Here is a 19,527-nt window from a genome sequence, read left to right as displayed (position 1 = left end):
CGGGCTGCGGGCGGTCGGAAGCCGAGTGCCGATAACGCATTTTCCGGTCTGTCACCGCTTGAGCAAGCGCTCCGTTTCGGCGAAAAGGCGTTACGCTCTTCGACCTCGATCCTTTGAGGGAGAGAAGCGCCTAATGTTGAGGGCAAAGGCAAATTTATTGGCCGCCAATGAAATTCATCCGATCGACCGGACCGCTCTGGACAACGGGGTGGTAGCCCGCCTGCTGCGGGCAATCGAGGCGGTTCTCGGCATTGCCGCAGCACTCATTCTCGCCGTGCTGCTCTTCATGGTGCTCGTCACCGTCTTCCTACGTTATTTCTTCGGCACCGGCTTCATCGGCGCTGAGGATCTCGGCGTATGGCTGCATGTGGGTCTGATCGCGCTCGGCGCGCCGCTCAGCCTCAACAGTGCGCTTGCCATGCGCCTCGACGTTTTCGTCAGGATGTTGCCGGAAGGCCTGCAGAAGGCGACGCGGATCGGCGCCGATGTCTTCACCGTGCTTTCGGCGCTGATCCTTGCCTTCGGCGCCCGCGAGATTATGACGATGCTCGGCGGCGTCTCGCCGACGCTCGGCCTGCCGGAATGGATCCGCTTCGGTTTCCTCGGCGCTGGCGGCGCGCTGATCCTCATTGTGCTGCTTCTGCAGCGCGTCGCCGAAGGCCGGGTCCTGCCGGTTGCTCTTTCGCTGGCCCTCGGCATCGCGCTCTATGCCGGCATCCCGCATATCTCGCTCGATCTCGATTGGCCGCCGAGCATCTTCCTCGGGTTGATCGCGGCGATCGGTCTGGTGCTTGCCGCGCCGCTGCCGCACGCCTTTCTCGCCGCAGCCTATGCCGCCATCGCTTTCGGCAGCAGCCTGCCGGAGCCGGCGATCGTTTCTTCGACCGTTACCGGCATATCGAAATTCCTGCTGCTGGCCATTCCCTTCTTCCTGCTCGCCGGCGGACTGCTGACGGCGTCGGGCGTCGCCAATCAGCTCGTGCGCTTCGCCGCCGCCATGGTCGGCCATCGCCGGGCCGGGCTGGCGCAGACGACGCTTCTGACCAGCGTTCTCTTTTCCGGCGCTTCCGGCTCCTCGGTCGCCAATGCCGCTTTCGGTGCATCGACCTTCCAGCCCGAGCTGGTCAAACACGGATATCCTCAGGCGCAGGCGGCGGCGATCATCGCCTCGACTTCGGTTCTCGACAACATCATCCCGCCGTCGATCGCCTTTCTCATCCTTGCCTCGGCGACCAATCTTTCCGTCGGCGCACTGCTGGTCGGCGGCTTTTTCGCCGGCGGGCTGATGGCCATATGCCTGGCGGTTGCTATCCATCTGACCGTGCGTGAGCAGGCGCCGTTGCCGCGAGCCAGCGCGAGACAGCGCTGGCAATCGGCGGTCCAGGCGATCCCCGCCTTCGGGCTCGGCGTCATCGTCGTCGTCGGCATCCGCATCGGCATCGTCACGACGACAGAGGCGGCCGCACTCGCGGCTTTCTACACGCTGCTGCTCGGCATCGGCGCGCGGCTCGGCATCCTCTCGCTCTATGCCGCCTTCCGCCAGGCGGCGGTCGAAGCGGCGGCGATCGGTCTGCTGATCGGCACTGCGGGCCCTTTCGCCTTCCTGCTGGCGGTCGACGACGTGTCTTCGCTGATCTCGCATCTGACGACGGCGCTCGGCGGCAGCGCGCTGGCCGTCATCCTTTTGTCGAACGTCATTCTGCTCGCCGTCGGTGTCGTTCTCGACATCGGCGCCGCGATCCTGCTCTTTGGCCCGATCCTGCTGCCGGCCGCGATCGCCGCCGGCATCGATCCCATCCAGTTCGGCGTCATCATCGTCGTCAACCTGATGATCCACGGACTGACGCCGCCGCTCGGCATGCTGATCTTCGTCGTCAGCGGTGTCACCCGCATTCCCGCCTCGGAACTCTTCCGGGCGGTGGTTCCCTATCTGCTCGCCCTTCTGGTCTCGCTCGCAATCCTCTGCGCCTGGGCCATCACTTTCTAATCAACAGGATAATCCCATGGATAATCTCAACCGCCGCAATTTCCTGAAAACCGCAGCACTCGCCGGAACGGCGCTCGCAGCACCTGCCTTCGTCCGCACGGCCGCCGCCCGCACGACGACGATCACGATCGCCTCGCTGCTCGGCGACGACAAGCCGGAAACCAAGATCTGGCTGAAGATCGGCGAGCTGGTCGAAGCCAAGCTTCCCGGCCAGTTCAAGTTCAATATCGTCAGGAACGGTGCGCTCGGCGGCGAGAAGGAGGTGGCCGAGGGCGTGCGTCTCGGTTCGATCCAGGCGAGCCTCTCGACGGTCTCGTCGCTTTCCGGCTGGGCGCCGGAACTGCAGATCCTCGATCTGCCCTTCCTCTTCCGCGATGCCGACCATGTCCGCAGGACCGTCGGCGGCGATGTCGGCGCCGATCTCAAGCAGAAGCTGCAGGCGCAGAATTTCGTCGTCGGCGATTTCATCAATTACGGCGCCCGTCATCTCCTGACCAAGGAACCGGTGACACGGCCCGAGCAGCTCAAGGGCAAGCGTATTCGTGTCATCCAGAGCCCGCTGCACACCAAGCTCTGGAGCGCATTCGGCACCACGCCGATCGGCATTCCGATCACCGAGACTTACAATGCCCTGGCAACCGGCGTCGCCGACGCGATGGACCTGACCAAATCGGCCTACGCAGGCTTCAAGCTCTATGAGGTCGTGCCCGATATGACCGAGACCGGCCATATCTGGGCATCAGGCGTCGTCTATTTTTCCTCGACCTTCTGGGCCGGCCTGAACGACGAACAGAAGGCGGTGTTCCAGCAGGCCTCCAGCGAGGGTGCGGCCTATTTCAATCAACTGATCGTCGACGACGAGGCGAAGTCCGTCGAGACGGCGCTTGGTCATGGCGGAAAGCTGTTGAAGCCGGAAGCCTTCGAGGAATGGCAGAAGGGCGCCCAGGGTGTCTGGGCCGATTTCGCGCCTGTTGTCGGCGGCATCGACAGGATCAAGGCCGTTCAGGCGGCCTGAAGTGGGAGCAGGGTGGACCCCTTATGTTTCTGACAGGGTCGATTGAAAAATCGGCCCTGTCATCGTTCGGGTGCATCGGAAAAATAATGCCGCCGCAGGCCTGAAATCGAAAGAGCATGCCTTCGGCGATCGTGGTATATGACTTACTTAAAATCATGGAATGGGAAGTTTTTACCTTCGGCCGGTGCGATCCTATTGACCGCAATCTCGCGACCGCTTCCGGCGGACGGATCCCATGGCCTCGATTTGAAACAAACAACATTGAACACAAGGCTTTGGAGGGCCGACCATGAGCTTACGTATCAACGATATTGCCCCCGATTTTACCGCCGACACCACCCAGGGACCGATCAGCTTCCATGAGTGGATCGGCAATGGCTGGGCCGTCCTGTTCTCGCATCCGAAGAATTTCACGCCTGTCTGCACGACCGAGCTCGGCGCGATGGCCGGCCTGGCGGGAGACTTTTCCAAGCGTGGCGCCAAGATCATCGGCATCTCGGTCGATCCCGTGGAAAGCCATGCCAAGTGGAAGAACGACATCAAGACCGCCACCGGCTTCGACGTCGAATATCCGCTGATCGGCGACAAGGACCTCAAGGTCGCCAAGCTCTACGACATGCTGCCGGCCGGCGCCGGCGAGAGCTCGGAAGGCCGCACGCCCGCCGATAACGCCACCGTACGTTCGGTTTTCATCATCGGCCCGGACAAGAAGATCAAGTTGATCCTCACCTATCCGATGACGACGGGCCGGAATTTCAACGAGATCCTGCGCGCCATTGATTCCATCCAGCTGACGGCCAAGCACCAGGTGGCCACACCGGCGAACTGGAACCAGGGCGAGGACGTCATCATCACCGCCGCGGTCTCCAACGAGGACGCCATCACGCGTTTCGGCTCCTTCGATACGGTTCTGCCCTATCTCCGCAAGACCAAGCAGCCGACGGCCTGATTGCTGTTTTCAAAGCTTTCCTGAAGCCGCCGCGGCCACTTGGCCCGGCGGCTTTTTCGTGCGGGCATTGCGGAAATGGGAAGCTTCGCGCCTTGATCGGTGGTATCTAATGCATGTCGCCCGGAAGTGTGCATGCGGTTCCGGGATAACGGCATGCATCAAAACAATGAGCTAAAGCGCGTTGCATGAATCCAATTTGATGCGACGCGCTTTAGCATCAGCGTTGCGATGGAAGTCGAACCTGCTGAGATCCGATGATAGGGCGAAGGCGTCAGTCCGGCATGGGGAAGAGATCGGCGAAGGCCATGCTTTCGCTCTGCTTTCTATTTTCCGCCGTAGCCACCGGAAAGGCCCAGCCGGAAGTAAGCGCTGCCGAGCCGGCCTGCCTCTATTCCGGGCCTTCGGCGTCGGGTTCGGGTGAGACGCTCTGCATCCGCAAGGATAGTTTCAATCGCGACCTTTGCGCCGCGATCGAGCATTTCGCCGGCGCCAATCAATTGCCGCCGGACTATTTCGCCCGTCTCATCTGGCGCGAAAGCACCTTTCGCCCCGATGCCGTCAGCTTCAAAGGCGCGCAGGGGATTGCGCAGTTCATGCCGGGAACGGCGAAACTGCGTGGCCTCGAAGACAGCTACCAGGTGCTGGAGGCGCTGCGGAAATCGGCGCAGTATCTCGATGAATTGCGCAACCGTTTCGGCAATCTCGGCCTTGCCGCCGCCGCCTATAATGCCGGCGAAAACGGCCTTGCCTCTTACCTTACGTCAGGGAGATTGCCTCACGAGACGCGCAGCTACGTCATGGTGATCACCGCCCATACGGTGGAGGAGTGGAAGGACAATCCGCCGGAAGATGCGGCAGCCCCGCTCGACAAGGACAAGCCCTTTGTCGATGGCTGCGTGGCGCTTGCCGAACGCCGGATATTGAAGGACACGCCCTGGCGTCAGGAGGGCGATTGGGCACCCTGGGGTGTTCAGCTTGCCGCGAACGCGGATGTCGCGGTGGCCCGGCGCCTGTTTCTCGATGCCGTGCGGGATCTGCCTTCACCCCTGGATGCGGAGCAGCCGCTGATCCTGCGCCAGCGCGATCGCAGCTTCGGCTTTCGCCCGCGTTATACCGCCCGCATCGGCCGGCAGACGCGCCTGGAAGCCAATGATGTCTGCAACCAGATCCGCAGGCACGGCGGCACCTGCCTGGTTTTCAAGAATCGATAGCGGAGTAGCTTTCCCATCCTCGGCGAAAACTCCGCTTGCAGGATCGCGACACGGCGCAGCATAGTCGGCGCGGACTATGCCAAAGGGAGGAACGACAATGCGGGTTTTGGTCATCGGAGCGACGGGCCATGTCGGAACCTATCTGGTTCCCCGCTTGGTGGAGGCGGGGCACGACGTCGTCACCATCAGCCGCGGCGCGGCAAAACCCTATACGGAAAACCGCGCCTGGGCCTCCGTCGACCAGCGCCAGATGGATCGGGCAGCGATGGAGCGGAAGGGTGAATTCGGCCCGGCGGTGCGGGAGTTGAAAGCCGACATCGTCATCGACATGATCTGCTTCACGCTGGAGAGTGCCGAGCAGCTGGTGACGGCACTATCCGGGCATGTCGGTCATTTCCTGCATACCGGCACGATCTGGACACATGGCCACGCCAGCGCCGTGCCGACACTTGAAGAGGCGCCGAAGTCTCCTTTCGGTGACTACGGCATCCAGAAGGCGGCGGTCGAAACCTATCTGCAGCAGCAGGCACGGCTTCGCGGCTTTCCGGCGACCATCATCCATCCCGGCCACATTGTCGGTCCCGGATGGGCACCGCTCAATCCGGCCGGAAATTTCAACCTGCAGGTCTTTTCCACCCTTGCTCGCGGCGAGGCCCTGGCGCTGCCCAATTTTGGCCTGGAGACCGTTCATCACGTCCATGCCGATGACGTGGCAGCGATGTTCATGGATGCGATCGCCAACTGGAATGCGTCGACCGGCGAAAGTTTCCACGCGGTTTCGGCGCAGGCGCTGACGCTTCGCGGATATGCCGAAGCCATGTCGCGCTGGTTCGGGCGAGAGCCGAAACTCAGCTTCGCCCCATTCGACGCCTGGGCCGAGAGCCAGGCGGCCGAAGACGCCGAGGCGACATGGGAGCATATCGCCCGCAGCCCGAATTGCTCGATCGCCAAAGCCCGGCGCCTGCTCGATTACTCCCCGAGATATACATCCCTGCAGGCGGTGCAGGAGGCTGTGGGCTGGCTGGTCGGGCAGGGGCGGATCGAGACTTGATCCGCCTGGCTGCTAACGGATCAGGATAGCCCTGAAATCATTGACGTTGGTGCCGGTCGGGCCGGTTTCGAAGAGGTCGCCGACGGCGGCAAAGCCCGAATAGCTGTCATTACAGTCGAGCAGCCGACGCGGATCGAGCCCGGCGGCGCGCAGGCGCTTGACTGTGCCGCCATCGGCAAAGGCGCCGGCATTGTCTTCGGAGCCGTCAATCCCGTCCGTGTCGGCGGCCAGGAGATGAATGCCCTCTGCCCCGTCGACCGCAAGCGCCATGGCGAGCGCGAATTCGCCGTTGCGCCCGCCCTTGCCGCCCTTGGCTCGGAGCGTCACCGTCGTCTCGCCGCCGGAAAGGATGACGACCGGTTTCGAAAACGGCCTGTTCCGGCCGAGCACCTCGCGGGCGATTGCCGCATGCACCTGCGCTACGTCGCGCGATTCTCCCTCGATCGCATCCGAAAGGATGGCGGGCTCGATCCCCTGCGACTTCGCCAGGGTGGCCGCTGCCTCCAGCGATACGCCGGCAGAGGCGATGATGTGATGTTCGTGGCGTAAGAAGGCCGGATCGTCCGGCCGCGGCGCATCGGCCTTCGGCGAATTTAGATGGTCAAAGGCTGCCTGCGGCAGCTGCAATCCATATTGCTTGACGATGTCAAGCGCATCGTGTCGCGTCGAACCATCAGGCACCGTCGGCCCGGAGGCGACATGGGCCGGGTTGTCGCCGGGAATGTCGGAAACGATCAGGCTCACGACCCTTGCTCTGGTGGCCGCCGCAAGTCTCCCGCCTTTGATGGTCGAGAGATGCTTGCGCACGACGTTCATCGCCGAGATCGGTGCGCCCGAGGCAAGCAGCATTTCATTGAGTGCAATCTCGTCTTCGAGGGTCAGCCCCTCCGGCGGAGCAGGCAGCAACGCTGAGCCGCCGCCGCAGATCAGCGCGATCACCAGATCGTCTTCCGTCAGTCCCTTCACCGTCTCCATCAGCCGTCTTGCCGCGGCAAGTCCTGCCGCATCGGGAACGGGATGAGCAGCCTCGATGATCTCGATGTCGCGTGTCTCGCAGCCATAGCCGTAGCGTGTGACCACCAGACCCGTAAGCGGTCCGTCCCAGATGCTTTCGAGTGCCCGCGCCATCTGCGCAGCCCCCTTGCCGGCACCGATCACCACGGTCTTTCCCTTCGGCCTGTCGGGCAGGTTCGCCTTGATGCCGGTCAGCGGATCGGCGGCGCGTACCGCCGCGTCGAACAGGCCTTTCAGGAAATCGCGGGGAGCGCTTATCGTCATCGGTGGTCTCTGCTGCCTGGAGTGTCGATCATGATGCGGACTGTCTGCGCATGGGCGTGCCGGCGTCAAGGTCGAAGACGAGGCAATTTGGCGGCCTTGGACTGCAAATTCTGAATCCTCGAAAGGAACGGATAGAACGATAGAAAGCATTAACCATAGTCCCGTAGACAACGAACAGGATCAAAGGAACCTGTGTTCGATGGCTACTGAAATGACCTGCCGCCCCGCCGCCCCGAGTGAAGGCGTGGTGATTGCTTTTCCCTCCGGAACCGGAACTGCCAATATCGAGCGCTGCGCCCGTGAACTCGGCCGGCGACACGGCGCGGATGCGATCGCATTCTGGAGGGCCGAATGCCGCAGGCTTGCCGATCAGCTTCTGGCAGCGGGGATGCCGGAGAGTGACGTCGGCGAGCGCGTGCTGCAGTTTCAGCAGGATGTCCAGATCGAACTCGTCCTCAGCCATCAAAACGGGCCAGTGCCCAAGTCCCAAAACCGATAGCGTATTTCCCTGGATGCGGACGGTCCCCGGCATAATGGCATAGCAGCCAGGCTGCTCCCGTTCTATCGCTTTACCGCAGCAGCCCGGCAGACCGAAGGGCGTCTTCAATGACCTTCTGAATGCCGCCGCGGTCGCGGCCCGTTGCAAATGAACCTGCGACGTTTTCCGGTTGCGTAGCGGAGGGTTCTGCATTGCGCCGCTTTTCGAACGAGGGAACCAGACCCCAGGATCTGGCAATTTCGACGGTCGAGGAAATTCCGACGTCAAGCATGAAGGGGCCGCTTGCCCCGTAGCCGGAGATGACATCGAGCGGCGTGCCGTGATCCATCCCGGCAATCGTATGGAGTTCGATCACCTCGACCCCATGAGCATCGGTCCAGACCCTTCGCTGATGTCGTCCGATATTTTCCACGCGCGCTGGCGAGGTGTCGACGCCGTGGACATTTTTCCATTGCTCCACGATTGCATTCGCATTGGATGGTGCGACGGTTCTGTCGGCGCTTCCCTGCCAGAGCGACACTGTCGGCCACGGGCCTTTGTGGCCTGAAGCTTTTCTCAACCGCTGTTCCAGTTCTTTGGCGCTTGGCCCGCCGTGACCGCGCATCCGGTCGAACGCCTCGGGAACGGTCGCGGCACTGGCATAGGGCAGGCCGGCAATGATCGCGCCGCCGGCAAACACCTCCGGATAGGTGGCGAGCATGGCCGCAGTCATGGCGCCGCCGGCCGAAAGCCCGGTGACGAACACGCGCCTGCTGTCGATACCGTATTCCGCAATGACCTTTGCGATCATCTGGCGAATGGAAAAGACCTCGCCGTGATCCCGTCTTATGTCCTCCGGGTTAAACCAGTTGAAGCAAAGGTTGGGATTGTTTGACCTTCGTTGCTCGGGAAACAGCAGCGCGAAACCATAATCCTCTGCCAATCGCGACCACCCCGACCCGATATCATAGCCTGATGCAGTCTGGGTGCAGCCGTGCAGGACGACGACCAGGGCCATGTTTTTTGAGCATTTCGACGGCAGGTATGTGTAGCCTCCCAAAGCACCCGGGTTTGCGCCAAATGCGCCCAAGGCGACCAGATCGGGATTTTCCTGCGCGGGGCGGGGGCGAATCGTTCCTCGCAGCGCAGCAAGGCGTGCGATAGTGTCTGACATAGATCTCATGAAAGTCTCCACCATCAGCTGCCGGGATGGCGGTGATGCCTGACTAAACGCGTCAGTCGGCGGAAAGTTGCTGCGCTGCACCATATTTTCTGAGTGGCCGGGTTTGCCGGCGCGCGGGCAACTCGCCGGTGCGAGGAACTTCGGCCCGGAAATGGCGTTGATGTTGTCGATTGTCAGCATGGATGCTGCGATCCAGCGAGGCTTTTTTGATGTCGAACAAACCCAACTTCTTCTCTTCCTTCGCAACCGTCGTCGCCGATTTGTCGGGAAAGCCGTTCACCTTTGTCGCGGCTTTGACGCTCGTGCTTGCCTGGGCGATATCCGGCCCCTTTTTCGGCTATTCTGAAACCTGGCAGCTTGTGATCAATACGACCACGACCATCATCACCTTCCTGATGGTGTTTGTGCTCCAGAACAGCCAGAACCGCGACGGCAAGGCGGTGCAGGCCAAGCTCGACGAGCTCATCCTGACCAGCCAGGCTGCCAACAAGTTCGTCGGTATCGAAAAGCTGGAGGAGGGTGAACTCAGGGAAATGAGCAAGACGCTTGCCGCGCAGGCAGAATGCGTCGAGGAAAAAGCGGATGAGAAATCTGCCGCAGAGGCAGCGTCCACCTGATGCGCGCTTCAGTTCATCGTTTCTGAGATCTGGTCGTGGTGTTGCCGACGCATTTCCTCGATGGCATCGGCATCTTTCTTTTCAGCAGCAATCCAGTGGTTTCTTGCCTTGCTCGATCGGATTAGTTCGTCGAGCTTGGTTTGCAGCGCCCTCATGTCCCGATTTTGGGAGTGCTGCACCAGCAGCAAAATGAAAAATATGATGAGCGTACCGACCATGTTGGTTAGCAGAAACCATTGCCGTGGGAAGGAAAAGTGCAGACCGGCTGCCGCCCACAGGACTGCGAATATGATCAGCGTCACAAGGACCGCGCGATGTCCTGCCCACAAGACGGCAAAGTCGGAGATCTGTCGAAAACGCCAGCGCATACGGCTCTCCACAGCGCACAACATGGAAGATGGAGCAGCTCGAAGCCGTTTCCATCACCCCGGCTCAATAAATGCGCGCTGCGAACAGCATAAAACCCGCGTTTCCGCGGGTTTTAGATGACGACAAGGCGGTCAATTCAGTTTGACCGACGGCTCCCGCCCCCAGATACGCAGTTGACCGAGCGCCTTGATAAAGGCCGCGACATCACCGGCCGCTCCGAGCGCAATCACACCCTCATCCAGTGAATCGGCAATGCCGGCCTTCTGCATCAGCGGCAGCGCTGTTTCCACATAGCCGATGAACTTGCAGTGCACGAAGGCATCCGACACGAAATCATGCGCCGTTGCCTCCTTCAGCAGATCGCTGCTTCCCGCCGACGAGGGCAGCAGCGCGACGGCGTCGTAGAGCACCGAAGGTCCGCCGTCGATCATCTGGTGCGCCTCAATCCAATTGCCGTCCGAGAGCGTGACGCCGCCAATCTTTGGCGCGATCACTTCGAATGTTGCCTTCTGCTCGGTGATTTCGGCAAGCAGCGCCCTGAAGATGGCGGCATCGGTGCCATCGGTAACAAGAATACCGAGCTTGCGTCCCTCGAACCGCTTGGGGCCGCGCTCGATGATGCTGAGCGCCGGCGACGGCTCGAGATCCTGGCGTGTCGGCATGGCGGCATCGGCGGGCTTCGGCATCGATTTGAAGCCGAGTGCGTGGCCGACCTTGCTGGCCAGCGTCTCATCGATATTCATGAGATGGGAGACCATGCGCTCGCGAATGACCGGCGTTTCGACCTTGCTCAACTCGAAGATCAGCGCTGCCGCGATATGACGTTGCTCCGGCGGGGTCTGGCTGATGAAGAACTGCCTGACCTGGCTGTAATGATCGGCAAAGCTTTCCGGCCGCAATCGGACCTCGGCACCCTGCTCCTCGGCCGGGAAGTGGCGATAGCCCTGAACCGGCGATTCCCGCGGTCCCTGATTCCAGGAGTTCGGCTGGTAGTTGACCCGACCGACAGGATTGCGCATCGCCATGTGGCCATCCTGCTGGAAATTGTGGAAGGGACATTTCGGAGCGTTGATCGGCAGATGGGTGAAATTCGGGCCGCCCAGACGTTTCAGCTGGGTGTCGAGATAGGAGAAGTTCCGTCCCTGCAGGAGCGGGTCGTTGCTGAAGTCGATGCCGGGCGGAACGTTCTGCGTCATGAAGGCGACCTGCTCGGTCTCGGCGAAAAAGTTTTCGGGCATTCGGTCGAGCACGAGCCGGCCGACCGGTTTGACCGGCAGGATCTCCTCGGGAATGATTTTTGTCGGATCGAGGATGTCGAAATCGAAGCTATCGGCGAAGTCCTGATCGAAAAGCTGGACACAGAGTTCCCATTCCGGGAAGTTTCCTGACTGGATCGACTGCCAGAGGTCACGGCGGTGGAAATCCGGATCCGCACCGTTGATCTTGAATGCCTCGTTCCAGGCGACGGATTGCAGGCCGAGTTTCGGTTTCCAGTGGAATTTGACGAAGGTCGATTCATCGGCGGCGTTGACGAAGCGGAAGGTGTGAACGCCAAACCCCTCCATGAAACGGAAGGAGCGCGGGATGGCGCGATCCGACATGACCCACATGATCATGTGCATGCTTTCCGGGGTGAGGGAGATGAAGTCCCAGAAATTGTCATGCGCCGACTGCGCCTGCGGAAATTGCCTGTCGGGTTCCGGCTTGACGGCATGGATGATGTCGGGAAATTTGATCGCGTCCTGAATGAAGAAGACCGGGATGTTATTGCCGACCAGATCCCAATTACCCTGCTGCGTGTAGAGCTTGACCGCGAAACCGCGCACGTCGCGCGCCAGATCGAAGGAACCCTTGCTGCCGGCGACTGTCGAAAACCGGACGAAGGCCGGCGTCTTTTCGCCGGGCCGCTGGAAAACATCGGCCCGGGTATAGGCGGCCAGCGATTCATATGTTTCGAAATAGCCATGGGCGCCGTAACCGCGGGCATGCACGACCCGCTCGGGGATGCGCTCGTGGTCGAAATGAAAGATCTTCTCGCGAAAATGGAAATCCTCGATGAGGGCGGGACCGCGGGCGCCGAGACGAAGCGTATTCTGGTCGTCGGAAACGGGGCCGCCTTGCGCCGTGGTCAACACCGGCATGCCGTCTTCGGCAAACTGATGAAGCTCACCGCCTGCACCCCGGTGCAGTTTCTGATCATGAATCGTCGCATTGTCCGAGGGCGAGGTCTTCGTCTTCTTGGCCATCTATTTTCTCCGGAAAGGGTGTGACCTAGCCGAAGCTCAAAAATGGCCACATGTTCCGTTTGATGAGAAATAAACCGCCACTGAGGAAAGGGGCCGCCTGACGGCAGCAGATGATCCAACGACACCAAAGCCGGACTGCAGACAAAAATAGGGTGCGGGGCCTTTCAACCCCGCACCCCGGTTTCAATCAATCTTAGACACGAGGCCTGACGAGGAGATCTTCCTCTTCGTCGCGTTGCGATCCGCCGAACGCTGCGGCGGCCGAGGCGATGAAAGCCCCGACCAGAAGCGACAGCGAGCCGAGCAGGGCCGTGGTGGAAGCCGTCTTGCGTGCCTCATCGGCGGCCTTCTGGGCAGCGACCTTGGCATCGTCGATCCGCTTCAGCACCGTATCGACGCGGGTGTGTGCGTCGGCTTCGGAAAGGCCGGTCCGCGAAGAGACGATGGTAGCGAGATAAGCCTTGTCGTCATCGGGAATCTGCCCCACGGCGGCGCCGTTGAGGAGGATGCGCGATACTTCGGATGTTGCCGCGGCATCATTCGATGTCGCTGCGGCGCGAGCCTGATCGGGGCGCAGCAACGCATCGGTGAAATAGGACGTGGAAAGATCCACCGGCGAGGTTGCCGACGATGCTGCTGCCGTACCGGCGGCAGTGGCGGTCGCTCCCACGGCCTGTGCGGCCGATCCCACTGCTTGTGCACCCGTGCCGGCCAGCGAAGTCAGCGACGATGCTAGAAACCCGGCGACGAAGACCGTCGCCAGAGCCCAGCTCAAGAAGCCATGCGCGGTGTCACGGAAGAAAACTTCATCCGTGTGGACGGCAGCCCATTTCGTCCGCAGCCGGCCGGTAATATAGCCGCCGAGCGCCGAAGAGAGCCACTGCACGAGAACAAGCCAGATCGCCGCCGTCACGCCGAGTGTCCCGAGCGAACTGCTTTGCCCCGACCAGGGCGACACCATCGTCAGCCCGAGCCCGGATCCGAGAAGCAGAAGGATGAGGGTGACACCTATCGCCGCGGCGGCGCCCCCGAAGATAGGCCCCCATGTCATAGCCGATTTGGAGGATTCGACCGGAGTGGCAACCTCTCCGGAACCTGTCATTGAAACCGACATGATCTGTTCCTATCGCATAAACAGAGCCAGAAGAATGATGATAGGCAGTGGAACACCGAGCAGCCAAAGTAGAATACCGCGACCCATGAGAGACCTCCTGTCAAAGCCGACGTTACGTGGTTGGTGCCACTCAACTTTTAACCACGGCGTTTGTTCCCGGCCGGCGTGATCGTCGACGATCTTCAGACGCGGATGATGAAGATCGACGAAATCTGGGCGCTCGCGCTAACGCCAGCCGAGGCGCGCGCCTATATCTTTAAACTCAAGGTGGTCTGAGAGTGCGTTCTGGGGAAATACTCGCGTGGATCCCAAGGGGAGGCACTCATGGCTGCATCACGGCGTAGACGGGAGAAGCATCGATGAACAGATTTCGGGCATTTGCAGCAGCCGGCGCCATCAGCCTTGCCGCCATGATTTCCGCTTGCGCGACGCCACCAAATTCATATGGCAACGCATCGGGATATCAGCCGGGAGATTCCATGAACCCGGCCTGCGCCGACGGCTTCCGACCCGGCGACGGTCGTTCGTGCAGCTATTAGGGTGGTTGGCTCTGCCTGCCGGAGGCATCAGGTCGGCTTTTGGCGAACGCGCAATGTCTGGCCGGCAGGATCGATCGGCTTCAGGCGTCATTTCCGTTTGATGGTAGCCCCGACAAGAGCACCGCGCGCAATGCTCATCGCGCCGTCGTCAATGATCGAGAGAGAACGGCCACGTGATCTCGTGGCAGCGACGTGACGTCAATCTGCCGCCCGACCCCATTCTTAAGTTAATGGCAGTCGCGTCCTGCCGCAGTCTCTATACCATCGAATCGGCAACGCAAAGATGGCCGGTTCGTCGCTTGTTGCTTTTCGTTGAAGACCACTGCCAGGACGACCAGCCCCGGAGCAATCACCGTCGATAAAGACCGACGCCCCCGAAGGCGCACACCACCGCGGTGACACTGTTCTTTGCGAGCTAGATCTTTGGGTCTAATCCAACAATGTCACTTGCCCCGAGGACGCAAGGCATCGATCAACTGGTGCACTTTGTCGGTTGCGTAGACGATATCCTCTCGGGGCAAATGCACGGTGATTTCGATCTCCTGCCATCGGCCGCCATTATTTCTAGCGTAACTCACGGCGGCCTGTAGAGATTTGAATTCAACTGCGGGCGCGCCGGCGATCCAGAACTGCACGGTGCAATCGGCTTCGCAATAGTCGGAGAGTGCTTTGAGCGGGTCTAGGGCCATGCCGATGGGCTCTACACCTTTGGTGGTTCTTTGGCTACCGCAGGTGACGCGCCGCCGCTGTTTTCGAGTCGCGCAATCCGCGCCACATTGACGTGACCTCCGCTCCTCCAACACCGATGGCCGGCGCGATCACCATCCCTTCCGACACTGGGGCGCGGCGGCTGGTGTCTTTCTGGAAATTTCCACAGAGGAGAGCCGTTCATGACAGGTTAATGCGTATTAACCCAGACTCGGGGCCTGAAAGGATGCGCCGATGAAAAAGCTTTTTCCCGCAGTCGCAGCCACAGTCCTGGCTGCATGTTTCGCCCTGCCGCTAAACGCCACGCCGATCACCGTGCCGAAACCGGTAGCAATGCACACCGCCGACGTCGAGCAGGTCAAACACCGTCGCCACGGTAATGGACATGCGTATGGCCACTGGAAGAAAAGCCGGTACGCTTACCGCGACTGCCGGTACTACGGCTCGTGCTACCGTCCTCGGCACTACGGCTATCGTGATTATTACGGCTATCGCGACGATTACCCCTATCGTCGTCGATCAGGTGTGACCGTGTATTTCGATTTTTAGTCGGCAGTGCTCCGGCCCCTTGAAGCCGCCAACCTGACCTCACACCACCACAGCAGCCAGTCGAGCTACCAACTCGCCGGGCGTTTTGTTTCCGGCGTCTGAACAAAGAAAAAGGCCGGGGCGAATGCTCGCCCCGACCTCTTTGATTGCATCAGCACGGTGCCAGTACATCCGTGGTCACCAGCAAAAGCTGTTCGATCGATTGAATTTATGCGTCTTGTGAATTTTCGCAAGGATTAGGGGGATGCTGATTTAGGGCTAAAAGTGAGAAGGAAACGCCTGTTTTCGGATTCATCAACGAAACAGGCAATTTCTTGAAAATGGCTCCCCGGGCCGGATTCGAACCGGCGACCTGTCGATTAACAGTCGAATGCTCTACCGCTGAGCTACCAGGGATCACTGCTTGGCGCGGTGTGAGTGGGCTAATACAAATGCTTGCCCGATTTGCCAAGCGGTTTTTTCAAAAAAATGAAATGAACTTGTATTTGGGTCGTCTGTGCCCATCTCTGGGGAATGACGAACCGGAATGAGCGCGAAGAGACGAGGGGCGGCGAAAAGCCCGGGAAGCGGGCAAGGCGCTTCGGCATCGATCATGCAAGCGGCAGGCTTATGCTCGGCTCCTTCAGCATCGGCATGCCGCGCTCCCGCATCGCCCGGATGGCGATCGGCGTCGCCCTCATTCTTTGCGGGTTCCTGGGCTTCCTGCCGATCCTCGGCTTCTGGATGCTGCCGCTGGGCTTCCTTGTGCTCTCGCACGATCTGCCTGTCGCGCGCCGGCTTCGCCGACGGCTGGCGGTCTGGTGGCACAGGCGGGGCAAACCGGCTGGCTGAGAGCATCCGGGGAGCGGTCGCGGAACAGCGAATAGATTTTCGCCTCCGTGGCCTATGGATGGTAAAATACGAAAACGCGTCAAAATGGTCAGGTGAGGACATGAAGGCATTTTTTGTTGTCGCCCTGTCGGCGGCGGCGATTCTCTCAAGCGTTCCCGCCCAGGCGCAGGCCGTCGACAGCCGGGGTTTTGACGCCCGCGGCATCTGCCGCCGTCCCGAAGGCTGCATGGTCGATCACGGCCAGGGCGGCAGTTATAACGGGCCGCGCAACTACCGCGATTTCAACGGCCGGAACGAGCGTGACGGCAATAACGACCGCGGCCGAAACGATCGCCGCTATCGCAATCAGAACAGAAGCGACACTTTCGACGGCCCGACTAACCGTCTGGCAGCAGGCCCTATCGCCGTTGAGCCGGGGGCATCGCGCACGCGAATCTAGTTGGACCTGAGTTCGCTTTCTTCGAAACCGCCGTTGGGGGCCTGATCGAGACTGGTCACCATCAGCAGGCTGCTGACGGCAAGGAGCAGGGCGAGCTTCAGCGCGTAGGAAAGGGAGAGCTGATGTCGGCTGGCCGGTGAGACGCGGGAAGGTGCAACATAATAGTTGTAGTAGAAGTGCGGATCACTGGTTTCCAGCAGGTTCTGGTAGACGTGCGGCGGAATGTCCGCATGTTTCACCGGTGGAGAACCCGGGAATTTTACATGAAGATCACGGCTTTCGGCATCATATGCCGCATGCGCGTGCTTCGATTTGAGGGCAGCCCAATCCATTGCAGCTCCTATCACCCTCCCGGTGGCAATATGAGGCCCGCAGAACGATCGTCAAGCTGACGATTTGTTTCAAAGGCAAACATTGGCAGGAAATAGGCAGCGTCAGAGGCAGGGAAATTCCAGCTGCACTCGTGCCGTTTCGGGATAGGAAATAGCCTTTCGGGCAACCGGCGAATGGCGTTTTTCCGAAATGCCCTCTTGCGATTTCCTTGCGATCATTCTAAACGCTCGCCACGGCTCAGATAACGAGCTTGTGAGGCCTCGTGGCGGAGTGGTGACGCAGAGGACTGCAAATCCTTGTACCCCGGTTCAATTCCGGGCGAGGCCTCCAAATCTTCCCACATGACACAATTCGCTGAAATGTACCAAGCGACGACGCCTGAGGCGTAGCCTGACGCTCGCTGGCATGAGATTGCCGCCATGCGGGGAACTATCTTTGAGCGCGCTTGGGCGCCTCGATCACTTCAAGGTCGTTTCACCGTCCAGCAGCCCGCAGCAGAATATGCCGATGAGCGCTGCGATGATGAAAAAATCGAACAGCGTCAAATATTCGAAAATCGCAGACATGGCCTGCTCCTCCTGCTTTCCTCCGTTGAAAATCATAACATGAAGGGGCGGGGGATTCCACGTTTGCATTGGAGGGCCTCGTTGCCTCTGTGGCGCGGAAGAAGCGCCTGCCGGATTCTTTTCGTCGGCGGCTGCCAAGCCTTGAAAGCATCGGTGGCGGGGATTAAGAGACGAGGGACAGGAACCGCTTTCAAGAGCGAGAGGACATGATGGATTTCGAAGCAGCGCGCGCAAAGATGGTCGACACCCAGGTTCGCACGACGGACGTTACCTCGCATTCCGTGCTGACGGCGCTTCTCACGGTGCCGCGTGAGGCATTCGTGCCCGAGAAGGCGAAGCTGCTGGCCTACATCGACAACGATGTCGAGATATCGGCCGCCGCACCCGGAAAGCCGGCCCGCTTCCTGATGGAGGCATCGCCGCTCGCCAAGCTGCTGCAACTGGCTGCGATCACCAAGGATGATTTCGTCCTCGAAGTCGGCTGCGGCACCGGTTACACATCGGCGCTGCTGTCGATCATTGCCGGCTCCGTCATCGCGCTCGAATGCGACGAGGCGCTGGCCGCCGAGGCGAAGACGCAGCTCGCCGGCTACGCCAAGATCGAGGTGGTCACAGGGCCGCTCGAAAAGGGCTACGCTGCCGGTGCTCCCTATGATCTGATCTTCGTCAACGGCGCAGTCGAGGAGGTTCCGGCTGCTCTTCTCGGCCAATTGCGCGATGGTGGACGTCTGGTCACGGTCGAAGGTTACGGCAATGCCGCCCGGGCGAAGGTGTTCGTTGCCGAGCGCGGCGCCGTTTCGGAAAACGTCTTCTTCAATGCTTCGGTGAAGCCGCTGCCGGGTTTCGTCAAGGCGCGCGAATTCGTTTTCTGATCCCGTTTTCATCGATGAAGTCAGCGACGGGCGCCATCGGCGCCCGTTTCTCATTGCAGCGCCTTTTGGCGCTGTAGCAGTTTAAATCTACGCATCGCCGGAAAGCCTTCACAAACATCGTTTATCCTGACGCCGCCACCTCGCAAACATCGGGTAACAAAACTGTGCATGGCCTCATTCATTTGATTCGCGATGATTTTTTTCACGTCTGAGGTATTCTAAGGTCGCGGTGATTCGGATGACCGCTCCACATCGTCCGGTCGTTGTTTTTGGATAACGGGGATTGAAATGGCTCAGCCAAGTGTAGCGCGTGAACCGTCCATGGAAGAAATTCTGGCCTCCATCCGCCAGATCATCGAAAGCAATGAGCCCGGCGCCGGCAAGGCGATTTCCGCATCCCTGCCGCCGGTCTACGGCGCCGACGAGGATGAGAACGGCTCCGATATCCATCTGACGGTTGATGACACCTATGCCGGCGTGGAGTTCCCCGAACCGGCCATGCGCTCCTCCGATCCGCGTTTCGTCGCCGCCAATTCGGCCGGCACCGCCCCCGAACCTGAAGTGCCGGCCCGCGCCCTGTCGCTTGCCGATGTCGCCGCCCGCGTGCGCGCCGCCTCCGAGCGCAGTGCCGTGCAGGCCGGTCAGGCACTGCGTGAAATTCCCAGCGGCTTCCGCCAGCCCGAACCGCAGCCGGCCCCGATGCCGGAAGCACCGCGGGCAGCAATACCGCAGCCGCAGCCGATGCAGCCTGTTTTCCCCCCTGCTGCAGCGCCCGTTCCCCAGGTCGTGATCGAGCAGCCGGCCGAGCCGGTATTTGCGGACGCACCGCGGGTCGCAGTCGCCGAGGCGGCGCCCGCGATGGCCGAGCCCTTGCCCGCCGTCGAGAAGGTGCCGCCGGCTTTGGAACCCGCTCAGTCCTCGGCCGAAGCTTTCCTGCCGAGCCTTGTGGACGAGATGCAGCCGACGCTGCTTTCGGAGGGTGCCGGTCTGCAGATCAGCCGCTCTTTCGAAGAGCTCGCTGCCGCGATCGACGGTGCTGAGCGCCGCTCGCTTGATGAGATCGCAGAGGATATGCTGCGCCCGATGCTGCGCGAATGGCTTGATGATAATCTGCCGACGCTGGTCGAGCGGCTGGTGCGCGAGGAGATCGAGCGCGTGGCGCGCGGCCCGCGCCGCTGATCGGATTGCTTTT

General features: G+C 60.8%; 21 protein-coding genes and 2 tRNA genes. 14 read left to right on the top strand and 9 right to left on the bottom strand.

The window, feature by feature from the left end; genetic code table 11:
• The first annotated feature begins 157 nt into the window (after window positions 1–157).
• The 5 genes from BBJ66_RS08010 to BBJ66_RS07990 all read left to right on the top strand — a co-directional run bounded on the left by BBJ66_RS08010 (window position 158) and on the right by BBJ66_RS07990 (window position 6,213).
• The gene (locus BBJ66_RS08010) at window positions 158–1,987 is read left to right on the top strand and encodes a TRAP transporter large permease (protein WP_071086131.1); all 1,830 of its coding nucleotides are present in this window, start codon (window positions 158–160) and stop codon (window positions 1,985–1,987) included.
• A 16-nt stretch (window positions 1,988–2,003) separates the two neighbouring features.
• Window positions 2,004–3,002: a TRAP transporter substrate-binding protein gene (locus BBJ66_RS08005; RefSeq protein ID WP_071086128.1), complete on the top strand. Its 999-nt coding sequence runs from the start codon at window positions 2,004–2,006 to the stop codon at window positions 3,000–3,002.
• A gap of 289 nt (window positions 3,003–3,291) precedes the next feature.
• Window positions 3,292–3,951, top strand: a complete 660-nt coding sequence (locus tag BBJ66_RS08000; RefSeq protein ID WP_049734242.1) for a peroxiredoxin — start codon at window positions 3,292–3,294, stop codon at window positions 3,949–3,951.
• 254 nt (window positions 3,952–4,205) lie between these two features.
• Entirely contained in the window at window positions 4,206–5,162 is a 957-nt protein-coding gene (locus tag BBJ66_RS07995; protein WP_071086127.1) for a lytic transglycosylase domain-containing protein, read from the top strand.
• A gap of 97 nt (window positions 5,163–5,259) precedes the next feature.
• Window positions 5,260–6,213 carry an NAD-dependent epimerase/dehydratase family protein gene (locus BBJ66_RS07990; protein ID WP_071086125.1) on the top strand — a complete coding sequence of 318 codons (954 nt, stop codon included), beginning with the start codon at window positions 5,260–5,262 and terminating at the stop codon, window positions 6,211–6,213.
• 12 nt (window positions 6,214–6,225) lie between these two features.
• Here the strand turns inward: BBJ66_RS07990 and BBJ66_RS07985 are convergent, their stop codons facing one another.
• Window positions 6,226–7,491 (bottom strand): glycerate kinase type-2 family protein, encoded by a 1,266-nt coding sequence (locus BBJ66_RS07985; protein WP_071086122.1) that lies wholly within the window; start codon window positions 7,489–7,491, stop codon window positions 6,226–6,228.
• A 199-nt stretch (window positions 7,492–7,690) separates the two neighbouring features.
• Between BBJ66_RS07985 and BBJ66_RS07980 the strand changes: the two genes are divergently transcribed.
• Window positions 7,691–7,990, top strand: a complete 300-nt coding sequence (locus tag BBJ66_RS07980; protein WP_049734246.1) for a DUF6074 family protein — start codon at window positions 7,691–7,693, stop codon at window positions 7,988–7,990.
• A 70-nt stretch (window positions 7,991–8,060) separates the two neighbouring features.
• On the opposite strand, the gene BBJ66_RS07975 is transcribed toward BBJ66_RS07980, so the two are convergent.
• Window positions 8,061–9,152 carry an extracellular catalytic domain type 1 short-chain-length polyhydroxyalkanoate depolymerase gene (locus tag BBJ66_RS07975; RefSeq protein WP_071086233.1) on the bottom strand — a complete coding sequence of 364 codons (1,092 nt, stop codon included), beginning with the start codon at window positions 9,150–9,152 and terminating at the stop codon, window positions 8,061–8,063.
• Between the two features lie 209 nt (window positions 9,153–9,361).
• Between BBJ66_RS07975 and BBJ66_RS07970 the strand changes: the two genes are divergently transcribed.
• Window positions 9,362–9,769 carry a low affinity iron permease family protein gene (locus tag BBJ66_RS07970; RefSeq protein ID WP_049734313.1) on the top strand — a complete coding sequence of 136 codons (408 nt, stop codon included), beginning with the start codon at window positions 9,362–9,364 and terminating at the stop codon, window positions 9,767–9,769.
• Between the two features lie 8 nt (window positions 9,770–9,777).
• Here the strand turns inward: BBJ66_RS07970 and BBJ66_RS07965 are convergent, their stop codons facing one another.
• The 3 genes from BBJ66_RS07965 to BBJ66_RS07955 form a co-directional block, all read right to left on the bottom strand.
• Window positions 9,778–10,137: a low affinity iron permease family protein gene (locus BBJ66_RS07965; RefSeq protein ID WP_071086119.1), complete on the bottom strand. Its 360-nt coding sequence runs from the start codon at window positions 10,135–10,137 to the stop codon at window positions 9,778–9,780.
• A 132-nt stretch (window positions 10,138–10,269) separates the two neighbouring features.
• Entirely contained in the window at window positions 10,270–12,384 is a 2,115-nt protein-coding gene (locus BBJ66_RS07960; RefSeq protein ID WP_071086117.1) for a catalase, read from the bottom strand.
• A 193-nt stretch (window positions 12,385–12,577) separates the two neighbouring features.
• On the bottom strand, window positions 12,578–13,498 hold the full coding sequence (locus tag BBJ66_RS07955) for a hypothetical protein (protein ID WP_049734249.1): 921 nt from the start codon (window positions 13,496–13,498) through the stop codon (window positions 12,578–12,580).
• 359 nt (window positions 13,499–13,857) lie between these two features.
• On the opposite strand from BBJ66_RS07955, the gene BBJ66_RS35220 reads away from it, so the two are divergent.
• Window positions 13,858–14,037: a hypothetical protein gene (locus BBJ66_RS35220; protein WP_082336857.1), complete on the top strand. Its 180-nt coding sequence runs from the start codon at window positions 13,858–13,860 to the stop codon at window positions 14,035–14,037.
• A 443-nt stretch (window positions 14,038–14,480) separates the two neighbouring features.
• Here BBJ66_RS35220 and BBJ66_RS07950 read toward each other — a convergent pair whose 3' ends face one another.
• Complete coding sequence (locus BBJ66_RS07950; protein WP_071086115.1) at window positions 14,481–14,726, bottom strand: hypothetical protein; 246 nt, start codon at window positions 14,724–14,726, stop codon at window positions 14,481–14,483.
• Between the two features lie 253 nt (window positions 14,727–14,979).
• Between BBJ66_RS07950 and BBJ66_RS32920 the strand changes: the two genes are divergently transcribed.
• Window positions 14,980–15,294 (top strand): hypothetical protein, encoded by a 315-nt coding sequence (locus tag BBJ66_RS32920; protein ID WP_083335531.1) that lies wholly within the window; start codon window positions 14,980–14,982, stop codon window positions 15,292–15,294.
• Between the two features lie 321 nt (window positions 15,295–15,615).
• Here BBJ66_RS32920 and BBJ66_RS07945 read toward each other — a convergent pair.
• Window positions 15,616–15,690 (bottom strand) — tRNA-Asn (locus BBJ66_RS07945).
• A gap of 117 nt (window positions 15,691–15,807) precedes the next feature.
• Between BBJ66_RS07945 and BBJ66_RS07940 the strand changes: the two genes are divergently transcribed.
• Together BBJ66_RS07940 and BBJ66_RS07935 are read left to right on the top strand one after the other, a co-directional pair.
• Window positions 15,808–16,125: a hypothetical protein gene (locus BBJ66_RS07940; RefSeq protein WP_049734251.1), complete on the top strand. Its 318-nt coding sequence runs from the start codon at window positions 15,808–15,810 to the stop codon at window positions 16,123–16,125.
• A 100-nt stretch (window positions 16,126–16,225) separates the two neighbouring features.
• Window positions 16,226–16,564 carry a hypothetical protein gene (locus BBJ66_RS07935; protein WP_071086113.1) on the top strand — a complete coding sequence of 113 codons (339 nt, stop codon included), beginning with the start codon at window positions 16,226–16,228 and terminating at the stop codon, window positions 16,562–16,564.
• Here BBJ66_RS07935 and BBJ66_RS07930 read toward each other — a convergent pair.
• Window positions 16,561–16,896 (bottom strand): KTSC domain-containing protein, encoded by a 336-nt coding sequence (locus BBJ66_RS07930; protein WP_071086111.1) that lies wholly within the window; start codon window positions 16,894–16,896, stop codon window positions 16,561–16,563. The genes BBJ66_RS07935 and BBJ66_RS07930 overlap by 4 nt on opposite strands.
• Before the next feature lie 257 nt (window positions 16,897–17,153).
• Between BBJ66_RS07930 and BBJ66_RS07925 the strand changes: the two genes are divergently transcribed.
• Both BBJ66_RS07925 and BBJ66_RS07920 read left to right on the top strand, forming a co-directional pair.
• Window positions 17,154–17,227 (top strand) — tRNA-Cys (locus BBJ66_RS07925).
• Between the two features lie 442 nt (window positions 17,228–17,669).
• Window positions 17,670–18,335 carry a protein-L-isoaspartate O-methyltransferase family protein gene (locus tag BBJ66_RS07920; RefSeq protein ID WP_190238081.1) on the top strand — a complete coding sequence of 222 codons (666 nt, stop codon included), beginning with the start codon at window positions 17,670–17,672 and terminating at the stop codon, window positions 18,333–18,335.
• A gap of 50 nt (window positions 18,336–18,385) precedes the next feature.
• Here BBJ66_RS07920 and BBJ66_RS34725 read toward each other — a convergent pair whose 3' ends face one another.
• Complete coding sequence (locus BBJ66_RS34725; protein WP_160320346.1) at window positions 18,386–18,541, bottom strand: hypothetical protein; 156 nt, start codon at window positions 18,539–18,541, stop codon at window positions 18,386–18,388.
• 82 nt (window positions 18,542–18,623) lie between these two features.
• Here BBJ66_RS34725 and BBJ66_RS07915 point away from each other — a divergent pair, with 82 nt between their 5' ends.
• Complete coding sequence (locus BBJ66_RS07915; RefSeq protein ID WP_071086109.1) at window positions 18,624–19,514, top strand: DUF2497 domain-containing protein; 891 nt, start codon at window positions 18,624–18,626, stop codon at window positions 19,512–19,514.
• Window positions 19,515–19,527: the final 13 nt, after the last annotated feature.

Origin of the sequence: Rhizobium sp. RSm-3 (genome assembly GCF_001854685.1) — a bacterium.
In the GTDB taxonomy this organism is placed as follows: domain Bacteria; phylum Pseudomonadota; class Alphaproteobacteria; order Rhizobiales; family Rhizobiaceae; genus Rhizobium; species Rhizobium ecuadorense.
This window is presented reverse-complemented; position numbering and strand designations above follow the sequence as displayed.

Coding starts and splice junctions, on each gene's coding strand:
- BBJ66_RS07980 (WP_049734246.1), top strand. CDS start 7,691: ATGGCTACTGAAATGACCTGCCGCCCCGCCGCCCCGAGTGAAGGCGTG.
- BBJ66_RS32920 (WP_083335531.1), top strand. CDS start 14,980: ATGAAAAAGCTTTTTCCCGCAGTCGCAGCCACAGTCCTGGCTGCATGT.
- BBJ66_RS08005 (WP_071086128.1), top strand. CDS start 2,004: ATGGATAATCTCAACCGCCGCAATTTCCTGAAAACCGCAGCACTCGCC.
- BBJ66_RS07950 (WP_071086115.1), bottom strand. CDS start 14,726: ATGGCCCTAGACCCGCTCAAAGCACTCTCCGACTATTGCGAAGCCGAT.
- BBJ66_RS07955 (WP_049734249.1), bottom strand. CDS start 13,498: ATGTCGGTTTCAATGACAGGTTCCGGAGAGGTTGCCACTCCGGTCGAA.
- BBJ66_RS07935 (WP_071086113.1), top strand. CDS start 16,226: ATGAAGGCATTTTTTGTTGTCGCCCTGTCGGCGGCGGCGATTCTCTCA.
- BBJ66_RS35220 (WP_082336857.1), top strand. CDS start 13,858: ATGAACAGATTTCGGGCATTTGCAGCAGCCGGCGCCATCAGCCTTGCC.
- BBJ66_RS07970 (WP_049734313.1), top strand. CDS start 9,362: ATGTCGAACAAACCCAACTTCTTCTCTTCCTTCGCAACCGTCGTCGCC.
- BBJ66_RS07965 (WP_071086119.1), bottom strand. CDS start 10,137: ATGCGCTGGCGTTTTCGACAGATCTCCGACTTTGCCGTCTTGTGGGCA.
- BBJ66_RS07920 (WP_190238081.1), top strand. CDS start 17,670: ATGATGGATTTCGAAGCAGCGCGCGCAAAGATGGTCGACACCCAGGTT.
- BBJ66_RS07960 (WP_071086117.1), bottom strand. CDS start 12,384: ATGGCCAAGAAGACGAAGACCTCGCCCTCGGACAATGCGACGATTCAT.
- BBJ66_RS07930 (WP_071086111.1), bottom strand. CDS start 16,896: ATGGATTGGGCTGCCCTCAAATCGAAGCACGCGCATGCGGCATATGAT.
- BBJ66_RS07995 (WP_071086127.1), top strand. CDS start 4,206: ATGATAGGGCGAAGGCGTCAGTCCGGCATGGGGAAGAGATCGGCGAAG.
- BBJ66_RS08000 (WP_049734242.1), top strand. CDS start 3,292: ATGAGCTTACGTATCAACGATATTGCCCCCGATTTTACCGCCGACACC.
- BBJ66_RS07940 (WP_049734251.1), top strand. CDS start 15,808: ATGACGAACCGGAATGAGCGCGAAGAGACGAGGGGCGGCGAAAAGCCC.
- BBJ66_RS07915 (WP_071086109.1), top strand. CDS start 18,624: ATGGCTCAGCCAAGTGTAGCGCGTGAACCGTCCATGGAAGAAATTCTG.
- BBJ66_RS07990 (WP_071086125.1), top strand. CDS start 5,260: ATGCGGGTTTTGGTCATCGGAGCGACGGGCCATGTCGGAACCTATCTG.
- BBJ66_RS07985 (WP_071086122.1), bottom strand. CDS start 7,491: ATGACGATAAGCGCTCCCCGCGATTTCCTGAAAGGCCTGTTCGACGCG.
- BBJ66_RS07975 (WP_071086233.1), bottom strand. CDS start 9,152: ATGAGATCTATGTCAGACACTATCGCACGCCTTGCTGCGCTGCGAGGA.